Origin of the sequence: Polluticoccus soli (assembly GCF_029269745.1) — a bacterium.
Classification (GTDB): Bacteria; Bacteroidota; Bacteroidia; order Chitinophagales; family Chitinophagaceae; genus Polluticoccus; species Polluticoccus soli.
Genome location: NZ_JARJHT010000003.1, coordinates 360,120 through 382,529 on the forward strand (window position 1 = coordinate 360,120; position 22,410 = coordinate 382,529).

Consider the following 22,410-nt stretch of genomic DNA (forward strand, 5'->3'; position numbering starts at 1 on the left):
AGGCCTGATTTTTGGACGGACTAATACGCCTTGGTTATGTTTCTATAAACTTTAAGCATGACGCGGCTTAACTTTAATCATTAAACCAACACAATGAGCGGATTCACAAGGTTCATTATACCAGCTATCGTGGCGTTGGCGGTAACAACTACAGGTTGCCAGGGCCAGAAGAAGACCACCGACATCGGCGCTACAATGAAGGGCGAAAAGGCTTCGCTTGCCGGTAAGAACTGGAAGCTGGAGTCGCTGAGTGGTGTGCCCGTTGTGGGCCGCAATGCCGCTGGCGAGGCCTACATCAAGTTTGGCGCCGACAGCAACCGCATTAGCGGGAATACAGGTTGCAACAACTTCTTTGGCAGCTACAATCTACCCGCCCCTGGTAAGATCACCATTAAACAAGTAGGCAGCACCAAACGCGCCTGCCCCAACATGGACGTGGAAATGAACTACCTGAAGGCACTCAACACTGCTACCAACTACAGCGTATCAGGCGATATGCTGATGCTGAACGATGGAGACAATAAGGAACTGGCTAAGTTCCGCGCGAGATAATACAAAAAGGAAAGGCTGCCTTAAAAGGCAGCCTGAATCAAGATGACCCACTATTATAACGAGGTTGGCTTATCGGTTGTATGTGTGATTAGTTCCGGCCTAGATTATTCAGCCGGCAGGTGGCTGTGGTCTATGTAGCTTTAGGCGAAGCGTCAGTCTATTCACTTTTCAGGGGATAGTGCTTATAGGCAACACTAAAAGTAACTGGGTGCAAGGTACACCTCGCCTCTTTTCCAAACCACCGTCTTTTAACGGTATTTTTAAAGTTTTTTAGCTGCCAGGGATCTAACCACCCCAATCAAAAAAACAACGGCGTAGCCTGGTAGCTACGCCGCACTTTCACCTGTTAGTAATTAAAAAAAACGCAGAACTTCTATTTGCGCACCTTGATCTCCAATGTGCCTTTATTGCCTTTGATACTCACCGTCTCCGCACTCAGGAACCTACTGTACCTGCGGTAAGTTTCTGGAGACTGTTTGTTGCCATCAATGTATAGTGCATCATTCTTCTTTTCAACCTTAAACTTCTTGTCGCGGTCTATCAGCCCTTCTCCATCCATACGATCCAGCATGCGCTCGTAAGAGTTGCCCGGGCCGCCTGAGGGAATAGCTACCACCGGAGGATGTGGTGGACGTGGGGGCCTCGCACCTACTACAGGCGGTGAAGGTGGCACCGGAGGCATAGCCCTCATCGCTTTCTCCGACTCTTTCATGGCAACCTCTGCTTCTGCCATTGCCTTCTTCGCCTCTTCCATCGCCTTCTTTGTTTCGGCGTCTATCTTGTTCCAGTCAATGTCGGCCATTGCTTTCTTTGCTTCCTCCATCGCCTTGTGCGATTCTTCCATCGCGGCCGTTGTTTCGGCACTTATCTTATTCCAGTCTATTTCTTTAAGCGCGGTGTGCACTTCATCCATAGCCCCATTGATGTCTCTATTTACCTGGCTCCAGTCAACACCATCCAGTGCTTCTTTGATGGTCCTTTCAATGTCTACTACTTCTTCCCGCTTGCCGTCTTTGTCAATCACCCTGGTGTTAACGCGAACCTTCTCTCCATTTTCAGTAACGGTCGTCAGCTTGTCCCTGTATTTTTCAGGCACCTCTTCCCGCGAATTATAAGTGTGCTTGTTGCCGTCCGGGTCGATGATGGTGATACGCTCTTTCTTTACTATTTGCGGAGAGTCAACTGCAGGCGCAGCATCTACTTCAGTAGTTGACGGAGCAGGTGTGGCGGCGGCCACGACTGCCTCTTTGGGCTTGTCTTTGTCCTTCTTGCTTTGTGCCAATGCAGGTGTCAGCCAAATGAATGACACTGCCAGCAGCACTGCCAGCGATACTGTAAATGCAGGGCCATAAGAGATGTTATTTCGGTTCATTTCCATCATTCGTTTAATGCGGTGAAGTAATTGGTTGTTATTGCCCGTCGCCGCCATGGCCAGCGGGTTTTGCCTATATGATTCGAGGGTAGTAAGCGCGTGTGCATAAGACAGGGGCCATTGTGTATGGTCCAGCACCACATCATCGCAGCAATGCTCCCGTTCGCGGTGGATGATGTTTGATACTCCCCATACAAATGGATTAAAGAACAGGATGGTCTCTACAATGGTTTGTACAATATTGACCAAATAATCGTAGCGGCGAATGTGCGCCAGTTCGTGTATTAGTATAGCTTCTGCCTGGTAGGTGTCGAGGCGTGTGATCATAGCCAGCGGCACCAGTATTACCGGCTTAATAGTACCGGTGATCATGGGCACCGTGATCTTTTCTGAGAACAGTAAGCGCACCTGGCGCGCTATGCCCAATTGCTGCATACAGCTTTCCAGCAGTGTCAGCCACTCAGCGGTTGGTGCCTGTACCTTTTGAGTAGTAAGACTGCGAATACCGGCAATGTTGTAGATCAGTCGTGCAAACAGCGCAGCCACACCTATAAAGTATATGGCTACCAATACAGGCAATTGCCCTTCTATCGGCGCCAGCCAGCGTACCACTTGTGCACCAATAACGGATGGATCTTGCCTCACCGACTGCTGCCAGGTAACCGTATCGGCCTGCGTGCTGATGGTGACGGTATAGCTTTGCATGCTTTGCCAATACCCTGCTGCAGTGTACACAAACCATGTGGCTATGCCACCTAGCGCAAAAAAGCTAAGACGGTACCGCAGTTTTGCCGATGCTGCGGGAACGATCTTCAGTATCACCCAAAGCAACCCAAACAGCAGGAAGCCTTGCCACAATGAATGCAAGAGTGCCCAGCCCAATGCCTGGCTCAGTGTTTGAAAAGTATCCTGCAGGTTGTTCATAAAAACACAGGTTTAAGTATTGATGGTGATGGTTATTTCTTTGAACGTTTGGTCTTCGTCTCCATTTCTGCCAGGTACTGTTTGATCTCGTCCAGTTCCTGCTTGCTTGCTTTGTGGTTACCCAGCGCCTGCATTACCAGCTGACTGGCAGAACCGTTGAACACAGTGTCAATCATCTTCTTCAACATCTGCCCCTGCGTTTGCTGCTGCGACACCGCGGCTTCGAACACGTGTGTCTTTGAGCTGGCATCGCGCTTCAGTAGCTTCTTTTCGTGCATGATCTGCATCAGCTTCAGTGTGGTAGTGTAGCCCGACTCTTTAGTGAGGATCAGTTCTTCATGCACCTCACGCACAGTACATGGGCCCTTTTCCCAAAGTATATTGAGTATCTCCAGTTCGCTCTCTGTAGGTTTAACGTTGCTGCTCATAATAGCGAGTATCTACGAATGATTTCGTAGCTAATGTACGAACATTTTCGTAATCAAAAATTTTCCTTAGCAGTTTGGCAATGTTTTAACAAAAGCAAAACGGGCCTGCAAAAGCAGGCCCGTAGAACTAATTAGCTGATAATTAAAAACTAGCGCGTAACGCTGATCATTTTAGATGCAACTTCAGTTGTACCATTGATGTTGATCATGTAGTTACCTGCAGGAAGATCTGCAACGTTGATAGCCTTGCGGTATTGAGTACCAGCCTGGTCTGCTATCTGTTTTACTACACGACCATTCATATCCCTGATAACCACGCTAACCGGCTGCGACTGCTGGAACGAAGCCGAGATAGTGATCTGCTCTTTTGCAGGAACAGGGAACACATTCAGCGCAGTGCGGTTTGAAGCGACGTTTTTCACATCGTTGGTGTAAACTTCGTAGTAGTATTTTGTCAGGTAGTCGTCGCCACTGTCATAATACCATTGACTGGTGCTCGTGTTCCACGTCTGAGACTCTTCAGTCAGAGGGCGACGGTACTGGTTGTAAGTAGTAGAATACTTATTCCCGTTTTCCCAGGCAGCTCCGGTCCAGTGTGCGCCTATCTCGGTGGCTACATCGCCAGCTGTGGTATAAGTGTATTCGCCACGGTAAGATTTTTCCCACGCATTGTTGTTCCAAAATTCGTTTTCAACGGTAGCCATATTTCCATTGACATCGTAGGTATAGTTACTACGGTAAGCATCGTCCCAACCAGGGCCTGAATAATTTTGCTGCAGTTGCATCATCAGCTTACCATTGGTGTAGGTGCTAATAGTGCGTCCGCCGTCCATCCACTGCGAGGTCATTGCGATCCACGACTGTTGCCATGAAGTATCCATTTGCTTTGCCGTGTTGTAGTGGTTAATAGTACGCGAGCTAGGCTCCCATTGGCTGCTACCAGGGTTCCAGCTGTCCTGCACAGTCTGCGTTATCTGCATATCGCCATTGTAGGTGTGCGTAGAGCGTCCTGCCGGTTCCAGTCCCGATCCGTTGTTGTACGCATATTCTTCTGTCTGAATTAAACCGCTGCCAGTATAAGTGTAAGTAGATTTTTGCTCATCCTGCCAAACGCTGCCCATGCGCGACTTGAACAGGCTGCTCATGATGCGGTTGTTGGCGATCACTTGTTTTACACCCCCATCGTCACTCCAGGATGTAGTACCCGCGTCGTAGGTCCACACAGTACCGGTGTCAAACTTCCAGCCCTGGGTCGCGTAGTCCCAGCCATTGTTGCCAGTGTAGCTCAGTACGGTAGAATCCTCAATTTCGAAAGACGAAGCCCCATAAGTAAATTCTGACACAGCGATCGGGCGGCTGTCGGCTGCAGTTGTTTTGTCTTGCGTTGGCCTTACAGGAGTTGCTTTGGCTCGTTGCGGCAACAACGGATTTGTTCGTTGCGCTTGCTGTGCCATAGCGCCGATGCTACACAATACGGCAGCCGAGAGGGTAAAGAGTTGCTTCATAAAGTTGGTTTTTGTTTTTAAAAAATACTAAGGAGTAATAGAACGTTGAATTCGGTGTTTTCGTGTGTTACAAAGCGTACTTGGCTTTTACCGCAATTGCCGTGCCGAAAAAGCAAGAGCGGGCCAGCATAGCAGGCCCGCTCTGTTTTATAAACCAATAATTAAAACTTAGCGCGTAACGCTGATCATTTTTGATGCGACCTCAGTTGTACCTACAATGTTGATCACATAGTTGCCAGCAGCGAGATCGGCGACGCTGATAGACTGGCGGTATTGCGTACCTGCATGGTCTGTCATTTGCTTTACTACGCGGCCGCTCATGTCCATGATCACCACACTGATCGATTGCATTTGCTGGAAAGAAGCCGAGATAGTGATCTGCTCTTTGGCAGGAACAGGGAATACTTTTAACTCAGCACGGTTAGATGCAACGGTTTTTACATCGTTGGTATACGCCTCGTAGTAGTTCGTTGTCTTGTAGTCATTACCGCTGTCATAAAACCATTGGCTGGTAGTATTATTCCACGTTTGTGATTCTTCTGTCAGCAAACGATGGTACTGGTTGTAAGTGTATACAGATTTACCGTCGTACTCCCAAGCAGTATTATTCCAATGCGAACCTTTTTCTTCGATCACGTCGCCGGCGGTGTTATACGCATACTCGGTACGGTACGATTTATCCCAGGTGCTGGTGCCGTTATCCCATTGCTCGCCGGTTTCCACAGACACTCTTCCATTAGCATCATAAGTATAAAGAGTATGGTACGCGTCTTGCCAGCTGCTACCTGTGCTCATTTGCATCAGCATTTCCGATAGTACACCATTATTATAAATATTCACTCTGCGGTTTTGATCGTTCCATTGCGATGTCATCGCAATCCATGTTTGGTCGATAGAGGTATCTACCATCTTAGCTGCGTTATAATGATTCAAAGTACGCATGCTTTTCTCCCACGCGCCTGAGTTCCAGCTTTCGTGCAGGTTTTCAGTGATCAGCATGTCGCCGTTGTACGTGTTGGTATTGCGTGAGCTTGGTGTCAACCCCGACCCCATATTGTATTCTGTCGTCTCGCTGGCTATAAGACCGTTGGTATAGGTGTATGTGCTTTTATACTGATCTTCCCATACACTACCCTGCAGTTGCTTGAACAGCATGGTAGCAATGCGGTTGTTTACGATGGTTTGGTAGATCTTACCATCAGCGATCCAAACAGGGTTAACTGTATATTGAATACCGCTGTCAAACTTCCAACCTTCAGTAGCATAGTCCCAGCCATTGTTGCCGGTGTAGCTAACTACAGAAGAATCTTCTACTTCGAACGAAGACGCACCATAGGTAGCATTCACGGTGGCGATCATCCTTGTGTCGGCGCCTGTTGTTTTTTCAGGGGTAGTCGAGGGTTTTACGGTTTTAGCCTGTTTCGGCATTAAAGGATTTACGGGCTTTTGCGAGTTTTGTGCATAAGCGCCGATGCTGCACAATATGGCAGCAGAGAGGGTAAAGAATTGCTTCATAAAGTTGGTTTGTGATTAAAAAAAATGATAAAGAAGTAATAGAACGTTGGGCTTAATGTTTCAGTATGTCGCAAAGGATATTTCGCTTTACAGCAATTGCTGTACCGGAAATTGAGCCTCAAAGATACTATTTCCGGGGCAATCTGCGTTTTGGATGCAAACCAACCGAAAATTATGAGGCCCACGATCATTTTATTGTCAATTCTGTTTGTTGTAGCTACAACAGCATGCAGAAAAAGAACAGATCAACGTGCAGAACTACCGGTATTAATAGATTCTGTCTTGATGCCACCCTGGGAAAGCCCTGAATATATAAAGGCCAAACCAGGCAACTACTGGGTGTACCGGACCTACAAAATATATGATAATGGCAGCGAAGAAGCACTGAACATGTACGACACTGCCAGGGTAGAAAAAGACACCGTTATTAACCGCCGGGTATACCACAAAATGCTGTGGCCGGAGTTTGGCGGCGGCATTCGCACAGAATACATTACCGATTCACTCGACTATGTAGTAACCAATTTCGGCAAGATCATTTTCAGCGCTTCAGAATTTGGAAAGGTATTTGACAAACGCCTTTTCATCAGCCAGCAGCTAGCCCCTCCACCCTACGACACCATTGCCGACGTAACACACCAGATGGCCGACCGCGACCTGACCATCAATGTACCTGTAGCCACCTTCAACACTTCGTCTTATTCAGAGCGCTACGATTTCCGTCCGCCGCACGACAACCCGGTAAAGTCACGGACTTACTACTATCGCTATGCCAAAGGCGTGGGCCTTGTGTCCTACACACGTGCCTTTTACCTAAACGCCGACCATGTGTACGAAGCAAGGCTGGTACAATACAAAGCGAAATAATACGGACCGATAGTTAATTGACGCAAAACGGGAGCGGGCATTCTTGCCCGCTTTTTTATTGCGTAGAACTACGCACCCAAATCAGGTGGAAACACTTCGTTCCGGGCCTCTCTGCCGGCGCACCTTTGTTCTATCAACATTGTTATTCTTCAACCAAAAAAGTTCTCTTATGAAAAACAAACTCTCAACACTGGTAAAAGGCGTCCTCGTAGTGGCCTCCATGATGCTGGCAACGTACTCGCTGCAATCTTGCTCTAAAAAAGACCAATGCAACGACAGTTGTATTAATGGTTACTGCGCCGACGGCGATTGCGTTTGCCAAACAGGCTACACAGGCAAATGGTGCGCTACCTACAAGGGTAGCAGCAGTAGCAGCTCGTCCAGCACTAGTAGCGGCCCCGATCCGGATCCCTACCCAAGCCCCAGCAGCAGCAGCACCAGCAGCTCATCTTCATCCTCTTCATCGGGCGGTGGTACAGCCATGTTCTGGTCCAACTTCCAGGGCTCTCCTATCAGCGTTTATATCAACGGCTCGTACGCAGGTCAGATCACCCAGTATTATAGCAGCTCGCCTTCTTGTGGCGCTACTGGTTGTGTTACAAAACAGTACTCGAGCACTACAACTTTGTCGTACACAGCTGAAGACGATGACCACAGCTGGGATGGTACGCTCAGCGTTACATCGGGTTGCAACAAAATGTGCCTGACATTATAAATGCTCTTTCGTCACCGACGCCGCTCTAAAAAATTCCACTATGTACACAGAACGATCTATACTTATAGCCAAACGCAACATACGCTGGCTTAGCTTTATACTGGCTGACGTTGCGCTTATCTGGCTGGCCTTTTGTCTATATGCTTTCAATGCATGGTACAGCAAGTTCCTGGAACCCAATACTGTGTTTGCGCTGTATGGCATTGCTGTGCTTTACTCAGCAATTTGCATCAGCAACAACATAAGGAACCGCAATAATGACGAGGCTGACTCGCCGGGAAATATTTTCTTCACCGTGCTGCGCCGTATACTCATCGCTACTACTGCAAAAGAAAAAGTAGTATTCACATCAGCCCACCAGAAGAAATATTTCTTGTTCATACTGGTCAAGCTGTTCTTCCTGCCTATGATGGTGCAATTCTGTTTCAATAATGGTACCGATATGGTGAACGAAACAAAACGTGTATTGAAGACCGGCATGGACGGTACTTTCATGCTCTGGTTCAATAATGTGTTCTTTCCGCTAACCATTACGGCGCTCTTCCTTGTCGACACGCTGCTGTTTACCTTCGGTTACCTGTTTGAGTCATCTAAACTGGGCAACCGCCTGCGCTCGGTAGATGCTACCTGGAGCGGCTGGATCGTAGCATTGATCTGCTATCCTCCATTCAACAGTGTACTCAACCAGCTGGCGCCGCAACATAGCAGCACCTATGCCTATTTCGATCAGTCGATCACAGGCACCTTCATCCTACGCGCGACGGTGTTAGCTCTGTTCTTCGTGTATGTATGGGCATCCGTATCGCTAGGCGCGCGCGCATCCAATCTCACCAACCGCGGCATCGTGAGCAAGGGTGCTTACAAATTTGTGCGTCACCCGGCTTACATCTCCAAGGTAGCCGCCTGGTGGGTTACACTAATACCCCTGCTGGGCGAAAACCCAGCCGTTGTAACAGGGATGGCGGTATGGACAGTAGTATACTTTCTGCGGGCAATTACAGAAGAAAGGCACCTGATGCAGGATGAGGAATATATGGCCTATTGCCAGAAAGTAAAATGGAGGTTCGTACCTGGAATTTTTTAGGGCGGTTTCTTTTCGGTGCAATACCCGGTCCCACCTATTCGGGACCGGGTTTGTCTTTAAGCAGCCGCCTTCTCACGGGCATCGTCTATATCATCCGCGTCTGCTTGAGGCGGCGTTTGCTCTTTGGCGAGTGTCTTATCGTATTGCAGCTTCACAAACATGGCAAAATGGTCGGAGCCACTATATGGCATGCGTTTCATTTCTATCAGTCCAAATGTTTCGCTGCAGAATATATAGTCGAGCGGAAACCGCATGATGCGGCTCTTAGCAGAGAAAGTGGCGAAAAATCCCCTGCCCCGGCGCGGGTCTAACAGCCTGCTGGTCTTCCTAAATAATTCTGTTGTATAACTCCACGCTACATCATTCAGATCTCCCATCACTATCACAGGGTGTTTACTCTTTGCAGCTTTAAATGCGATCTTCATTAATTCTTTATCCTTGGCAGTTGTCGTTAGAGACTCCTGCGGTGCCGGAGGCTCTGGGTGCAAGCCAAATATTTTCACTTTTTGACCCGATGGTAAAGTGACCGCTGCTTCCACCGACGGTATCTCATTTTTCACCAAAAACTTCACAGATCCTTCTTCCAGCGGCAGCTTGCTGTAGAACAGTAAGCCGTAAGTATTCTCCTGCGGTTGCTCCAGGTAGTGCGGGTACCTGTTGCGGAAGAGCTTCATCTCTTTCGCCCAGCTCTTATCTGTCTCCACCAGGAATATTACATCAGGATCACATTCCAGTATCTGCCGGCGCATGGTCTCATAATCGCGATTGTCCTGATACACATTGGCGCAAAACAGGCTAATACTGCTATCGGCCGACCCATTTTTTATCTGAACCATCTCGTGGGCGTATAAACTCGTATAGGGCATCACCTTGTAGGCCAGGTAAATGATGCTAACCGCCAGCAAGGTGATCAGTACCCAGTGCGGGGAATGTAAATGGGACAAGACCGTTGCCCATAGCAACAACACTGCTGAGTTGACGATCAGTTTTTGCGAGCGTGGGAACTCCAGCGCCCTGAACGTCCAGTAGTCGTTGCGCACTAGCGGTATAAACGTCAGCAGTATCATCACAATGCTGATCACCGCTAATACACCTTTTATAATTGACTGATATTCATCTACCATTTCGACTGTCTTCTTTTATCACATCCATTCTACCTCTGCATGTATAAAAAGGTTGTGCCGCTTCCCCATCATAATGCCAACTACAACAGTTTGTTTAGGTTAAACCTGTGCAAAACACAAAAGCAGCCCTACTGCAGAGCTGCTTTTCACTATTAATGAGTTAACTGTTAATCAGAATCTGAACTGGGATCACCCATGTGCTTGGGTCGACCCATTGAGCTTGCAACCATTTGTTTGGCCACCCGGCAAGCTTCTGCCGAGTCTTCGGCATGCACCAGGGCATAAATGGGTGAGCCGTGCGCATTGTGCTCCAGGTGGGTCTCACCGCCTCCGGGCACTCCGCTTTGCGTTTCTACACACACCAGCACCTCATCTCGCGCAAATATCACTTTGTAAGTCTTCATCTGGCCGTTCCTCCTGGGTTAGATACGCCTAAAACCAGTAAAAACCGTACCAGATGAGGTTTACAACAAGCTCTTACGTATGATTTGTTACGCCAACTAAAAACCAAAAGAAAACAACGGATAAGAAGGGATACGAATAAACTTAACGATAGCCCTGCCGAGCTGGTACCATTTTTTTGCCAATAATTACAAGTGGTCATTCCATCTCCAGGTTATGACCATGCACAAGGACGCTGATAACAGCGTCCTTTAGTTTTTTCGTGTATGGTTACACTTATGCTTTTACGAATTTGCCGTTGGCTATCAGTTCACCTTTCTCGTCAAGTATATTGTACAGGTACATGCCGGGTGCAGCCGTTGGCATATGCACCTGGAACAGGTAAGTACCGCTGGTAAATTCATCAGCTGAGCCATTGTAAACCGTTTTGCCAATAACGTCCTTGATCAGGACAGTGAGTTTTGCCTTTTCCGGCTGGTGTATCTCGATGTTCACTACATCTACCACCGGATTGGGGTAAATGTTGACCAAATCCTCTGCCACGAACTGATCAGTGAGAGCCACACTGTCGCGAGGCGCAGCAGGAACCGTTTGCGCATCTACCGCCATCGAGCTAATCACCAGTAGAAATATTTGTACGCATCTTTTCATTGAGTCCTCCTTTCATTTACATTAAAGAATAATAAAAACTCATGCCTGCGCAATGGACACAAAGTTATTTTTGTTTAACAATTTTTTGCAGTTAAAATGTCTCAATCAAGCCGCACGAAAAAGGGTGGCACCAGGCCACCCCAACACACCAATTACCATGAATCAATCATAATGAAAGTATCGTGCCGACAATGGCCATTACCACCGCGATGATCAGCGCCGGAGTAAACCCTTCTACCTCAAAACCACTGAAAAACTTGTCTGCTATCTTGATCATTACCGCCGTTACAAACAGCCGCACCAGGAACGAGAGCAACCCCAGGGTGAGGATATTGAGCGGCAGCCGGAGAAGAAAACCCACGGTCGCATTCAGGAAACCCACCACCAGCGCCACGCCTACCGCCGTCCCAAAGCTGCTTACCTTGACGCGGGGCATGATCTTCTCCAGCACCAGCAGTATAAGCGCATTGACTAGCAATTGTACTAAAAAGCCCATCGTTAAACAGTTTATAAGTTTCTTTAACAGAAACTATGCCAGCCTTTGTTTCAGCCACTAATGCTTAGGGTAAAAATTTTTATGTCGGCAATGGGTTACCTCCGGGCCAAAATGCGATTAATAGAAAAAGCTATTATGAAATCGATCAAAACTTTGATGCTGCTGGGTGCTTTCGGTCTGTTCGCAGCATCGTGCGGTGAGAGCACTGAAAACGAAACTACTGTTACTGACACTGCTACTGCAGTTCCTGTAACTCCAGTTGACACTGTTGCTGGTGGTACTATGGACGCTGCTACTACTACAGGTGGCGTTACTGACACCGTAGCTGCAGACACTGCTAACCACGCAGCTCACTAATAAGGGAAAGGAATAATTGACTTTGTTTTCTGTTATTGGTAAAAGCCGGCCTAGAGCCGGCTTTTTTATTGCCGGTAAAATATTTTTTTTTGTTTCAAACATCAATCGTAATATTGCGATTGATATGGGCGCGACCAAAACTGACCTCTTTACGAAAAAGCAAAACGAGATAGCAGCTATGGCCAAAGCTATAGCACATCCCGCACGTATTGCCATACTGGAAGAGCTGTTGAAGGCTAACAGCTGCATTTGCGGCGACCTTGTAGAAGAACTGGGACTGGCGCAAGCCACTATCTCTCAACACCTGAAGGAGCTGAAGAACGTCGGGTTGATACAAGGCACTATTGAAGGCACCAGCATATGCTACTGCATTGACCCAAAAGTGTGGCTGCAATACAAGCAGACCTTTGCCGAGCTATTCAAAGACATGCCCGCTAATAATAACTGCTGCTAAAAAAATTTGACTTAATCAATCGCAATATTGCAATAAAGCCTAAACACTAATACAATGAGCACCGATCAGGAACTGAAGGATCTGGTAAAACAGAAATACAGCGAAATAGCGCTGCAGGACAAAGAAACTAACGCGGCTTCATGCTGCGGTTCGGGTTGCTGCAGCACAGAGGTATATAACATCATGAGTGATGATTACACCCAACTGCAAGGGTACAACCCCGATGCCGACCTGGGGCTGGGTTGCGGACTTCCGACCGAATTTGCGCAAATAAAACCCGGTGATACAGTTATAGACTTGGGAAGCGGCGCGGGCAACGATTGTTTTGTAGCGCGATCTCAAACCGGTGAAACCGGGAAAGTGATAGGTATTGACTTTACGGAGGCGATGATAGACAAGGCAAGGGCCAATGCAGAAAAGCTTGGCTTTAACAACGTTGAGTTCCGCCTGGGAGATATTGAACGGATGCCCGTAACAGCCAGCACTGCCGATGTAGTGGTGAGCAATTGCGTGCTCAACCTCGTTCCCAACAAAGCGAACGTATTCAAAGAGGTATTCCGAGTATTGAAATCGCGCGGCCACTTCAGCATATCAGACATAGTGTTGGTGGGCGAATTGCCTGCTAACCTGCAACAGGCTGCCGAAATGTATGCCGGATGCGTTAGTGGTGCTATTCAGAAAGAAGATTATCTCGGCCTCATCAAACAGGCAGGCTTTGAATCCCTCACCCTGCAAAAAGAAAAACAGATCATCATTCCAGACGACATACTCAGCACCTACTTGTCGGCCGAAGAGATCGCATCGTTCAAACAGAGCGGCACGGGCATATTTAGTGTTACTGTGTTTGCACGCAAACCAGATTGTTGTACGCCGGGTTCAGGCTGCTGCTAATAGACTATATGAAACAAAACATCTCACTTTATCTCGGCCGTCACAAGCGTTTCGGCATTATCCTGCTCGGCATAATCGGTCTTAACCTGACTATGGGTTTCGACCTCCGTTTCACGATCATCAACCTGCTTTGGATATTGATAAGCGTAGTAAAAATAGACTAATGAAGAACGTACTGGTATTATGCACCGGCAATAGCTGCCGCAGCCAGATAGCTGAAGGCTACCTGCGGCAGTTTGCCGGAGATAAGGCAATTATTTACAGCGCGGGGGTAGAAACACATGGCGTCAACCCGCGTGCAATTGCCATCATGCAAAAAGATGGCGTGGATATAACAGGGCAGACCTCCAACAACATGAACGAATACAGGGATATCCCGTTCGACTTTGTGATAACTGTATGCGATAATGCCAAAGAGCGCTGCCCTTACTTCCCTAGCAACGCGAAGAAGTTTCACCACAACTTCCCCGACCCGGCAAAAGCAACAGGAACGGAAGACCATATCATGCACGAGTTTCGCATGGTGCGCGATATGATAAAGGACTACTGCAAAAATTTTGTGCAAACCAATTTGGGCTAAGATGGAAGGAAAAGCACACTGGGAAAATGTTTATGCAACCAAACAGCCCAACGAAGTGAGCTGGACGCAAGACATTCCGCAGACTTCATTGGATTTCATTCACAGCTTTGGCGTTGACAGGAATGCCCGAATAATTGACATTGGCGGCGGCGACAGCAGGCTGGTTGATTTCTTGCTGGCGGAAGGCTATCAAAACATCACAGTGCTGGACATATCGGCCAATGCCATAGAACGCGCGAAGGAAAGACTGGGAGCTGTAGCAGAAAAAGTGAACTGGATCGTCTCCGACATTACGGAGTTTGAGCCAACTGAAACCTACGATGTATGGCATGATAGGGCCACTTTCCATTTCCTCACCACGCCGGAACAAATAACCAGGTATCTGGCCACGGCAAGGAACGCTGTAAAGGGCTATGTTACCATTGGTACTTTTTCGGAGAACGGACCTAAAAAATGTAGCGGTCTTGATATTAAACAATACACCGAAACGAAATTGGCGACAGAACTAGCCAACGGCTTTCAAAAGATCAGGTGTATAGAAGAAGACCATATAACGCCATTCAATACAGTACAAAACTTTCTGTTCTGCAGCTTTAAACGAGAGTTGAAAACCGCAGCTTAGCCACTAGCTAGAATGCCAGCCACGGTCCCAGACGTCAGCATACTCTTCGGGGTGGCGCTGAAACAGGCCGTGCACAAACGGACATAGAGGGACTACTTTTAGATCGTGGCTACGCACATAGGCCAACATTTCTGTTACCAGCCTTTTGCCTACACCCTGCCCCGAAAGCTTCTGCGATACTTCGGTATGAAAGATCACCATTTTGTTGGCGGTTATCCTGAAAACCATTTCGGCAAGGCGTTCACCATTCTCTTCTATTTTAAACGCTCCGTTACCAGTTGTAGGGTCCAGTTCCAGTTCGATATCGTTCATTGCAAATAAATTGGGTCATCTGAAGAGGTAAAAGTAACTCGATAAAAACTAAGAATCACAACCCGAAAGTTGTGATTCTCATTGCCTGTAATATCAGGCAGATACGCAGTACAGCTGCTATTATTATAACCTCATTTTAATACCTCAAACCACTTGTATGCAAACTCATCTTCAAAGAGATCACCGCAGCACAGGCACCTTTCCGGTAAATCGAAAACCTCTATCGTTGGCGATATTGATGAAGTAAAGCGCATTCTGCAGGTCCGCTGCTTCAATACTGTACTCTCTATGGCCAGCCGCCCATGTGCCAGAACGCAGTGCGCGGCCCTCGTAGTTATATAATGTATACTGCAACTCCGTTGTCGCCACATCTTCCAGCGCTACAGTTATTTCGCGGTCTGTTCTCCGTACTTCAGCCTGTGTGCGTGTCACCTCGCCTACCGACAAAGTACTGTCGGCGTATATTACCGAATCTATCCACTGACGGTAAGCAGACACCCTGGTATAGACACCCGGGGCATCAGTAGTCGTCCATGCACCGCCGCCCCAGCTTACAACACCCGTCTGCACCGGGCCATTGCTGGTGTTCGCAAACAGCGGTCCGCCGCTGTCGCCGGCGGCGCCGCCTATATTTCCACTAAACATACCTGCGCAAACCATGTCGGCCAGGATGGCGCCACCATATAGCTGGTTGCACTGCGTGTTGCCGATCACTTGTATTGGCGCAAACTGCAGCGTATCGGGCTGGGCGCCTAAGTTCAGCGTATCATAGATACCGAAGCCGACGATGTTCACCGGGTCGCCATCATCGTACAGGGAGTTATCTCCTTGTGCGGGCATGGCAATGGGCGAAACATTGGTTACCGGCGTACGGAGTTTTATCAGGGCTATATCATAACCATCGCCGGTAAGGCTATACTTTTTGTGCACATAGATCTTCGCCGACCTGACACGAACATAGCCACCTTGTGACGGCACATAAGGCGCTACCGCCACATCAATGCTGTCGAACTTCTTCGAGGTAAACTGGCTGAAAGCACAGTGTCCTGCCGTAAGCACCCATTGTGGGTGAATAAGCGAGGCTCCGCATATCAGCGGGCTGAGCGTGGCACTCTGTGGCGCTACCAGCGAGCAAAAGAAATCTGCATTGCCGGTGATGCCGCTGCCCCCTACTACGGGTTGGGCCGTGGCCTGTTTGGCTGCTGTCGCTATAACAGCCGAAAATGCTAGCGTAGATAGAAGCTTGTTCATGTACCTGGTTTTATGTCTTACTCCATTATAAATGCAGACAGAGTACAAAAGGTTGCCTGTTGGCATAAAAAAATAATTTGTCGCAACGACATAACTAAAACGCAACTTCAAACCACGCCCCCTATTGAATACCAATGCCGTTCAGTATGAACAAAAGCATTTGATTATCAAACCCATGTGGCACGATTTTTTAGCTTTTTTATTTTACAGCTGGTTGCCAAAAAAACGACTAGCTTCAATCTCAATTAGCACACAGCTTGGACGCCCTCGAAAACATATCGACCCAAACGGGTACCGACACCGCCACCCGGCACTTGTACGAACGCCTGGAAGCCCTCATGGCCGGACAGGGAGAAGTACTGGAAATGATATCGAAGGGCGCGCCTCTCGGCACTATTCTCAATCGTATCGTAGCATGGGTGCAGGCACAGAGCACAGAAGGCGCCATAGCCAGCATACTGCTGACAGATGAAGAGGGCAAGCACTTGCTGCATGGCTCTGCCCCCGACCTTCCCGCAGACTATAACAGCACCATACATGGTGCCCAGATAGGTCCCGAAGCAGGGTCGTGCGGAACAGCCGCTTACAAAACGCTCACAACGATCGTTGAAGACATTGCCACCGACCCGCTGTGGAAAGACTACAAAGACCTTGCATTGGCGCATGGTTTACGTGCCTGCTGGTCTACCCCTCTTATGGGAAAGGAAGGCAAAGTACTGGGCACGTTCGCTATTTATTATAAACACCCCAAAAGTCCGGCTGCCGACGACCTGCACATACTGAAGCTGGTAAGCCGCACAACAGTGCTTGCCATAGAGCACCAGCATGTAGAAGAAGAACGTACTAAAGCACGCCGTGCCGAACAGGCAGCACTTGAGGCCTCAAAAGCCGAAAGGCACCGGTTATACCAGCTATTCATGAATGCATCGGCCATGATCGCCGTATTGCACGGACCCAAGTTGGTGGTAGAAACTGCCAATCCTGCTTTTATGCAATCAGTGGGGCCTGGCCGTAAGGTGATTGGCCTGCCCATCAGGGAGGCGCTGCCAGAACTGGTAACCCAGGGCATTTTCGATATACTCGATATCGTGTACCAAACCGGCGAAACGCAGCAAGGTCACGAGATACTGTTGAAACTGGACCGCAACGAGGATGGTAACCTGCAGGATTGCTATTTCGATTTCGTAGCCAACCCGCTGAAGAATGAGGCTGGCGAAGTAGAAGGCATTTTCGGCCACGCGGTTGATGTAACAGAGTTTGTAATGGCCCGCAAGCGTGCCGAAGAAAACGAAAAACGCTTCAAGAGCTTTGTATACGCCTCGCCTGCCCCAATTGGTATTTACGTTGGCCGCGAAATGCGGATAGAAACAATGAACGATGCCTTACTGGCAGCCTGGGACCGCACGCGCGAAGAGGTAGAAGGAAAAACCTATTACGAGGTACTTTACGAGCTGGCGGACCAGCCGTTCTTTAAAATACTGGATGACGTATACACCACCGGCATCCCATACCACGCAACTGAAGACCGCGTTGACCTGATGCGCAACGGCGTAAAAACAACTACTTACTACAACTTTACCTTCTCGCCCCTGCTGGACGAGAACGGAAAAGTATATGGTGTGATGAACACCGCCACCGAAGTAACCGACCTGGTGCGTGCAAAACAACGATTGGGCGAGGCTGAAGAAAACCTGCGTAATGCATTGCACGTGGCCGATATGGCTACCTGGCACGCTGATCTTAAAGAGGGCATCGTTACCGTGTCTGAAAGATTGAAGGATTGGCTGGGATTGCAATCTACCAGGGCCACGATAGCCGTGCTGCTTGAAAAGATGCACCCCGACGACAAGACAGCAGCGATGGTGCCGATGGCCAATATCATTAATGGCGATGGCCACTACGAGGCAGAGCACCGTGTTACTGTAGACGGCAAAACAAAAATGCTGCACTCGAAGGGCAAACTGTACATGGATGAAAGGGGAATGCCTCAATACATGATAGGCACTACGCGCGACATCACCCTTGAAAAGCTAATGCAGGAAGAACTGGAGGCGCTGGTGGAATACCGCACCCTGGAATTGAAAAAAGCCAATGACGAACTGCTGACTGTGAACGACAACCTGCAGCAGTTTGTATACGTAGCCAGCCACGACCTGCAGGAGCCGCTGCGCAAGATCAATATCTTCACAGATATGATAGTGCGGAAACATAAACAAGAGCTAACCACCGATGGCGAGATGTATTTCGGAAAAATATCCGATGCGGCACAACGCATGTCAAGCCTACTGAGTGACCTGCTCAACTTCTCGCGCATGGGCGCAAAGCAGGAGGTATTCTTCCCTACCGACCTGAACCGCACCATCAGCAAGATAATAGTGGACTACGAAGTGCTCATCAAGCAAAAGAACGCTACGATAATAATCGACAATATTTGCCAGGTAGATGCAGTGCCTATACAAATGAACCAGCTTTTCTTCAACCTCGTGGGCAATGCATTGAAGTATTCAAAGGATGACAGGGCGCCGCTTATTCACATCGGCTCGCGCACGATGCCCAGACACGAAGTGCTGCAGTACGAACGACTGAACCCAAAAATAGACCACGTAGAGATAGTGGTGACCGACAACGGCATTGGATTTGAACAGGAATATGCCGAACAGATCTTTGTCATCTTCCAACGCCTGCACCGCCGCGAGCAGTTTGAAGGTACCGGCATAGGCCTTGCACTATGTAAAAAAATCGCGGAATTCCACAACGGTATCATCTTCGCCAAAGGCACGCCAGAAAAGGGCGCGAGCTTCCATATCATATTGCCGGTAAAACACGTGGGCTAGCCACTAGTCCTTACCATTAAACACATCACGCAGCTTGTTGATGTCGAGCTTTTTCATCTGCATCATGGCGGCCATGGCGCGTTCTACTTTTGTGCGGTCTTTATCTTTCAGCATTTTAATGAACTCAGACGGCACTATCTGCCAAGATACGCCGAACCTATCTTTCAGCCAGCCACACATCTGCGACCTTGGATCGCCGCCAGAGCTCAAGTTTTCCCAATAGTAGTCTATCTCCTCCTGTGAATCGCAGTAAACGATAAACGAAATAGCCTCGGTAAATTCAAACTCCGGTCCGGCGTTCAGCGCTACAAAGTCGGACCCTTCCAGCTTGAACTCGATGGTCAGCGTAGTACCTTCCAGCATCTGGTGCTGTTCAAAACCGGCATCGGTATAATAGGTCTTGTCGCCTATGGAAGAATTCTTGAAAATAGAGACGTAGTGGGTTACCGCCTCGTCGGCATTGCGGTTGAACCAGAAGTTGGGGACGATCTTTTGAACGATGGCCATGTGTATTTAGGATTTGGATGCACACAAGTTCCTAAATTTTCGAACCAATCGATCGTTATTCTACAATACCATTTTTAACGGCATACATAACCAGGCCTGCGGTGTTGCGCACTCCAATCTTTTCCAACAGGTTAGCGCGTATACCTTCCACCGTGCGTGCACTCAAAAAAACTTTTTCACCTATCTCCGCAGCCGTATGTTCGGCGCAAATAAGACGCAGCACTTCCAGTTCGCGGTCGTTCAGTTTTATTTCGGGCTTGAAGCGCGGCGATGCTTTTTGTTTTTGCATCAGGCTTTTCAGCATGGTATTGCTCACCAGGTCGTTGAAGTAGTAGCCCGTTTCGTGCGCAGAACGGATGGCGGTTTTGATCTCATCGGGCTCTGCGTTCTTTATAAGATAGCCATTCGCGCCGTTCTCCATCAGGTGCACAATGAAGTGCTCGTCATCAAACATGGTAAGGATAATGATCTTCATATCCGGGTATAGCCTGCGTATCTCCTTGGTGGTGTCTATGCCATCCATCTCCGGCATCTTCAGGTCTATCAGCGCCACATCGGGCTGTTGTTGCTCCAGCAGCTCCAGTAGCTTACGGCCATTGTCGGCTTCACCTATGCAGTCTATACCCTTGTCGTTACTGAGGGCAAAGCGCAATCCCTGGCGAAATATCTTATGGTCGTCGGCGATGGCAAATTTGATGGCAGGCATAGTGAGATCGTTTTAATTATTAGCGGGCATCAGCGGCGCGGCTACTTCTATGGTGTACCAGTCGCCATCTTTGTCAAAAGAAATGTTCGCATTGATAGACTTCAGCCTGTTCACTATATTCTTCAGACCAATGGCGCCTTTCTTGTAGATCAGCTCCTCATAGTCCTGCTGCAGCAGTCCCTTGCCGTCGTGACTCAGCTTTATCTTCAGTTCACCATTCACGTCTGTCTGCATGGTGATGTTTTGCGCATTGGCATGTTTGATACAATTGTTCATCAGCTCCTGCACCACGCGGTAGGCTGATAGCTCCAGTTGCGCATCCAGCCGTGGTAAGTCATTCACCTTTACATAGATCACCTTCACAACACCCGACTTACTAATGATCTCCGACAGCGACTGCAGTGAGGTTTGCAAACCCAAATGATGCAGCGTGCTGGGCTGCAGCTTGTGTGATATGCTGCGTATCTTCTGTATGCTCTCGTCCAGCAGCTCTTTCGACTGTTGTATCGCGGCCTCGTCGGTCAACTCTTTCTGGTGCAGGAACAGGCGGGCCGAAGCTAGTGTAGCACCAACATCGTCGTGTAGCTCGCTGGCTATGCGCATGCGCTCCTGCTCTTCGCTTTGTATGCCTGCCTGTATCAGTTCCAGTTCTTTCTGCTCCTCTATCTGCTTTAGTTCTACCTGGTGGCGTATCACCCTGCGTTGGTACATCACTACAAACAATATCACCCCCATGGCCAAAGCCAGCATGGCAGCGATACCTATGATGATGAGACTAGTGAGATTCACGCGCAACAGGTTTGTAATGGTATAAAGCTACAGCTATCAGGAGGTTTTTGGTGATGTTGAGGGTTAGGAAAACATAACTCCATATCTTATTAAATACGTCAAAGTCCAGCGAAAGCAAGTAGTCCATAAAAAGGAATAGCAGAAAGGTGCCGGAAGCATAAATAGTCAAGGCCACATTTAGCCAGAAAAACCAGGACCGGTCAAGAAACAATTCATCCTGTTTCTGGAGCAGGCTATAAAACCCAAGAATACCATACACAATGTATACAAAGGCAAAAATGCTCGTGCCAAGCATATTGAATTGTAAAAACGATTTGTTTATGGAATTGAAAACAAAGAACGTGGCGAATGTGATGAGAATTAAGTAGAAAAACCGACTACTCTTAAAAACCCGTTCTTTATATAGAAAACTCACCAGAACGAACTCTAACAATATAAAAACGTTAGATGGCCATTGGTGGTTAATAAAAAGAATCCGCTTAAATGCAAAAACGGTCAAATCAAAGATCAACCCTATTAGTGGATACAGCCACAACAGAGTTGATCTTTTCTTAAACCCGATCGTTAACGGGACAATTGGTGATAATATGGATGAGGCTAGTAAAAGCAAACCCGAATCGTTTGGATTATTTCAACTTAGAGATATCAACCTCGTCATATTTTGTTGGAGGCACGTCGCTGATATCATAGTGCATCAGTTCGCCGCTTGCCGTCGTTACCCTGATAACTATATCACCCTCACCGTTTTTAGCTCCTTTGAAGAAAGAGATATTAGACGGATTATGTTGAAGAATAATCTTTTTGAACAAGGGGAATGTATAGCTTACAGACGTGATAAGAGAATCAGCCCTGTCTATCTTAATCACCTTAAATTTGATATCGGTATCATGAGCCTTATCGGCATCATTGCCCACTACCAAAATCCTGTGATCGCGGCAATCATAGGTATTTACAATTTTCCTTATTTGCGCCACCGTTTTAGGGCTAAAACCGCCACCCGTATATCCGCTACCTGTGGTCATTTGCTCAAATACCGTTCCGTCGATATAATGACACCCAAGCACCGAATCCAGGCATTGTTGTGTGCAAAGAGAGTCTTCCGTGCATTCAGCACAAATGATCCGGGATCCCGCTAATTTCGTTTGTTCGACTTGTGCATCACTTGCCTGCACTGTTGTATCGATCGTAGCAGTTTCCTCCTTCGTCTCACTATTTCCACACGATGCCATTACCGCCAGCAGGCTACAGCCCATTAATTTCAAAAATGCTTTTTTCATAGGTTTTGTTTTGTGTGATCTGACATTAAGTATATACAATTGTTGGCAGCTATCATAGCCGGATCACAAAGGACGAAACTTTATGCCGCCAATGCAATAGCGGAACTACGTATTTCGGTTTACGTAGAACTACGCAATTACGCTATTACAGACAATTAGTCTTTTCATTTCTAGTTTTTAAGGTGAAAATATTCT

Annotated in this window: 26 protein-coding genes; 11 read left to right on the plus strand and 15 right to left on the minus strand. The window is 47.9% G+C overall.

Features of this window, described 5'->3' with window-relative positions:
• Positions 1-93 precede the first annotated feature (93 nt).
• Positions 94-552 carry an META domain-containing protein gene (locus P2W83_RS17930; RefSeq protein ID WP_276135153.1) on the plus strand — a complete coding sequence of 153 codons (459 nt, stop codon included), beginning with the start codon at positions 94-96 and terminating at the stop codon, positions 550-552.
• A 373-nt stretch (positions 553-925) separates the two neighbouring features.
• Here P2W83_RS17930 and P2W83_RS17935 read toward each other — a convergent pair whose 3' ends face one another.
• The 4 genes from P2W83_RS17935 to P2W83_RS17950 all read right to left on the minus strand — a co-directional run bounded on the left by P2W83_RS17935 (position 926) and on the right by P2W83_RS17950 (position 6,296).
• Positions 926-2,848 carry a M56 family metallopeptidase gene (locus tag P2W83_RS17935; RefSeq protein WP_276135154.1) on the minus strand — a complete coding sequence of 641 codons (1,923 nt, stop codon included), beginning with the start codon at positions 2,846-2,848 and terminating at the stop codon, positions 926-928.
• Between the two features lie 32 nt (positions 2,849-2,880).
• Positions 2,881-3,276, minus strand: a complete 396-nt coding sequence (locus P2W83_RS17940; RefSeq protein WP_276135155.1) for a BlaI/MecI/CopY family transcriptional regulator — start codon at positions 3,274-3,276, stop codon at positions 2,881-2,883.
• 149 nt (positions 3,277-3,425) lie between these two features.
• Positions 3,426-4,781: a T9SS type A sorting domain-containing protein gene (locus P2W83_RS17945; RefSeq protein ID WP_276135156.1), complete on the minus strand. Its 1,356-nt coding sequence runs from the start codon at positions 4,779-4,781 to the stop codon at positions 3,426-3,428.
• A 168-nt stretch (positions 4,782-4,949) separates the two neighbouring features.
• Positions 4,950-6,296, minus strand: a complete 1,347-nt coding sequence (locus P2W83_RS17950) for a T9SS type A sorting domain-containing protein (protein WP_276135157.1) — start codon at positions 6,294-6,296, stop codon at positions 4,950-4,952.
• A 174-nt stretch (positions 6,297-6,470) separates the two neighbouring features.
• On the opposite strand from P2W83_RS17950, the gene P2W83_RS17955 reads away from it, so the two are divergent.
• The 3 genes from P2W83_RS17955 (at position 6,471) to P2W83_RS17965 (ending at position 8,962) form a co-directional block, all read left to right on the plus strand.
• The gene (locus tag P2W83_RS17955; protein ID WP_276135158.1) at positions 6,471-7,163 is read left to right on the plus strand and encodes a hypothetical protein; all 693 of its coding nucleotides are present in this window, start codon (positions 6,471-6,473) and stop codon (positions 7,161-7,163) included.
• Between the two features lie 169 nt (positions 7,164-7,332).
• On the plus strand, positions 7,333-7,878 hold the full coding sequence (locus P2W83_RS17960) for a hypothetical protein (protein WP_276135159.1): 546 nt from the start codon (positions 7,333-7,335) through the stop codon (positions 7,876-7,878).
• Positions 7,879-7,918: 40 nt separating this feature from the next.
• Positions 7,919-8,962, plus strand: coding sequence for a methyltransferase family protein (locus P2W83_RS17965; RefSeq protein WP_276135160.1), 1,044 nt, complete (start codon positions 7,919-7,921; stop codon positions 8,960-8,962).
• Positions 8,963-9,018: 56 nt separating this feature from the next.
• Here P2W83_RS17965 and P2W83_RS17970 read toward each other — a convergent pair whose 3' ends face one another.
• From P2W83_RS17970 to P2W83_RS17985, 4 genes are all read right to left on the minus strand, one after another.
• Positions 9,019-10,086: an endonuclease/exonuclease/phosphatase family protein gene (locus P2W83_RS17970; protein ID WP_276135161.1), complete on the minus strand. Its 1,068-nt coding sequence runs from the start codon at positions 10,084-10,086 to the stop codon at positions 9,019-9,021.
• Positions 10,087-10,253: 167 nt separating this feature from the next.
• Positions 10,254-10,490 carry a hypothetical protein gene (locus tag P2W83_RS17975; protein ID WP_276135162.1) on the minus strand — a complete coding sequence of 79 codons (237 nt, stop codon included), beginning with the start codon at positions 10,488-10,490 and terminating at the stop codon, positions 10,254-10,256.
• A 274-nt stretch (positions 10,491-10,764) separates the two neighbouring features.
• Positions 10,765-11,139: a T9SS type A sorting domain-containing protein gene (locus tag P2W83_RS17980; RefSeq protein ID WP_276135163.1), complete on the minus strand. Its 375-nt coding sequence runs from the start codon at positions 11,137-11,139 to the stop codon at positions 10,765-10,767.
• Between the two features lie 166 nt (positions 11,140-11,305).
• Positions 11,306-11,635 carry a phage holin family protein gene (locus P2W83_RS17985; RefSeq protein WP_276135164.1) on the minus strand — a complete coding sequence of 110 codons (330 nt, stop codon included), beginning with the start codon at positions 11,633-11,635 and terminating at the stop codon, positions 11,306-11,308.
• A gap of 135 nt (positions 11,636-11,770) precedes the next feature.
• Between P2W83_RS17985 and P2W83_RS17990 the strand changes: the two genes are divergently transcribed.
• From P2W83_RS17990 to P2W83_RS18015, 6 genes are all read left to right on the plus strand, one after another.
• The gene (locus P2W83_RS17990) at positions 11,771-11,992 is read left to right on the plus strand and encodes a hypothetical protein (protein ID WP_276135165.1); all 222 of its coding nucleotides are present in this window, start codon (positions 11,771-11,773) and stop codon (positions 11,990-11,992) included.
• 124 nt (positions 11,993-12,116) lie between these two features.
• On the plus strand, positions 12,117-12,446 hold the full coding sequence (locus P2W83_RS17995) for an ArsR/SmtB family transcription factor (protein WP_276135166.1): 330 nt from the start codon (positions 12,117-12,119) through the stop codon (positions 12,444-12,446).
• Positions 12,447-12,500: 54 nt separating this feature from the next.
• Positions 12,501-13,337 carry an arsenite methyltransferase gene (locus P2W83_RS18000; protein WP_276135167.1) on the plus strand — a complete coding sequence of 279 codons (837 nt, stop codon included), beginning with the start codon at positions 12,501-12,503 and terminating at the stop codon, positions 13,335-13,337.
• Between the two features lie 8 nt (positions 13,338-13,345).
• Positions 13,346-13,501 (plus strand): hypothetical protein, encoded by a 156-nt coding sequence (locus P2W83_RS18005; protein WP_276135168.1) that lies wholly within the window; start codon positions 13,346-13,348, stop codon positions 13,499-13,501.
• Positions 13,501-13,917 (plus strand): arsenate reductase ArsC, encoded by a 417-nt coding sequence (locus tag P2W83_RS18010; RefSeq protein ID WP_276135169.1) that lies wholly within the window; start codon positions 13,501-13,503, stop codon positions 13,915-13,917. The genes P2W83_RS18005 and P2W83_RS18010 overlap by 1 nt, the downstream gene beginning before the upstream one ends.
• A 1-nt stretch (position 13,918) precedes the next feature.
• A complete protein-coding gene (locus P2W83_RS18015) occupies positions 13,919-14,539 on the plus strand; it encodes a class I SAM-dependent methyltransferase (RefSeq protein WP_276135170.1) in 621 nt (206 codons plus the stop codon).
• A 3-nt stretch (positions 14,540-14,542) separates the two neighbouring features.
• Here the strand turns inward: P2W83_RS18015 and P2W83_RS18020 are convergent, their stop codons facing one another.
• Positions 14,543-14,851, minus strand: coding sequence for a GNAT family N-acetyltransferase (locus P2W83_RS18020; protein WP_276135171.1), 309 nt, complete (start codon positions 14,849-14,851; stop codon positions 14,543-14,545).
• Positions 14,852-15,031: 180 nt separating this feature from the next.
• Positions 15,032-16,102, minus strand: a complete 1,071-nt coding sequence (locus P2W83_RS18025) for a trypsin-like serine protease (protein ID WP_276135172.1) — start codon at positions 16,100-16,102, stop codon at positions 15,032-15,034.
• A 257-nt stretch (positions 16,103-16,359) separates the two neighbouring features.
• On the opposite strand from P2W83_RS18025, the gene P2W83_RS18030 reads away from it, so the two are divergent.
• Entirely contained in the window at positions 16,360-18,936 is a 2,577-nt protein-coding gene (locus tag P2W83_RS18030) for a PAS domain-containing protein (protein ID WP_276135173.1), read from the plus strand.
• A 3-nt stretch (positions 18,937-18,939) separates the two neighbouring features.
• Here the strand turns inward: P2W83_RS18030 and P2W83_RS18035 are convergent, their stop codons facing one another.
• From P2W83_RS18035 to P2W83_RS18055, 5 genes are all read right to left on the minus strand, one after another.
• Positions 18,940-19,443 (minus strand): VOC family protein, encoded by a 504-nt coding sequence (locus P2W83_RS18035; RefSeq protein WP_276135174.1) that lies wholly within the window; start codon positions 19,441-19,443, stop codon positions 18,940-18,942.
• A gap of 55 nt (positions 19,444-19,498) precedes the next feature.
• Positions 19,499-20,149: a response regulator transcription factor gene (locus P2W83_RS18040; RefSeq protein WP_276135175.1), complete on the minus strand. Its 651-nt coding sequence runs from the start codon at positions 20,147-20,149 to the stop codon at positions 19,499-19,501.
• 12 nt (positions 20,150-20,161) lie between these two features.
• Entirely contained in the window at positions 20,162-20,938 is a 777-nt protein-coding gene (locus P2W83_RS18045; RefSeq protein WP_276135176.1) for a sensor histidine kinase, read from the minus strand.
• Positions 20,925-21,233, minus strand: a complete 309-nt coding sequence (locus P2W83_RS18050) for a hypothetical protein (RefSeq protein WP_276135177.1) — start codon at positions 21,231-21,233, stop codon at positions 20,925-20,927. The genes P2W83_RS18045 and P2W83_RS18050 overlap by 14 nt, the downstream gene beginning before the upstream one ends.
• Positions 21,234-21,564: 331 nt before the next feature.
• Complete coding sequence (locus tag P2W83_RS18055) at positions 21,565-22,215, minus strand: hypothetical protein (protein ID WP_276135178.1); 651 nt, start codon at positions 22,213-22,215, stop codon at positions 21,565-21,567.
• Between the last annotated feature and the right edge of the window lie 195 nt (positions 22,216-22,410).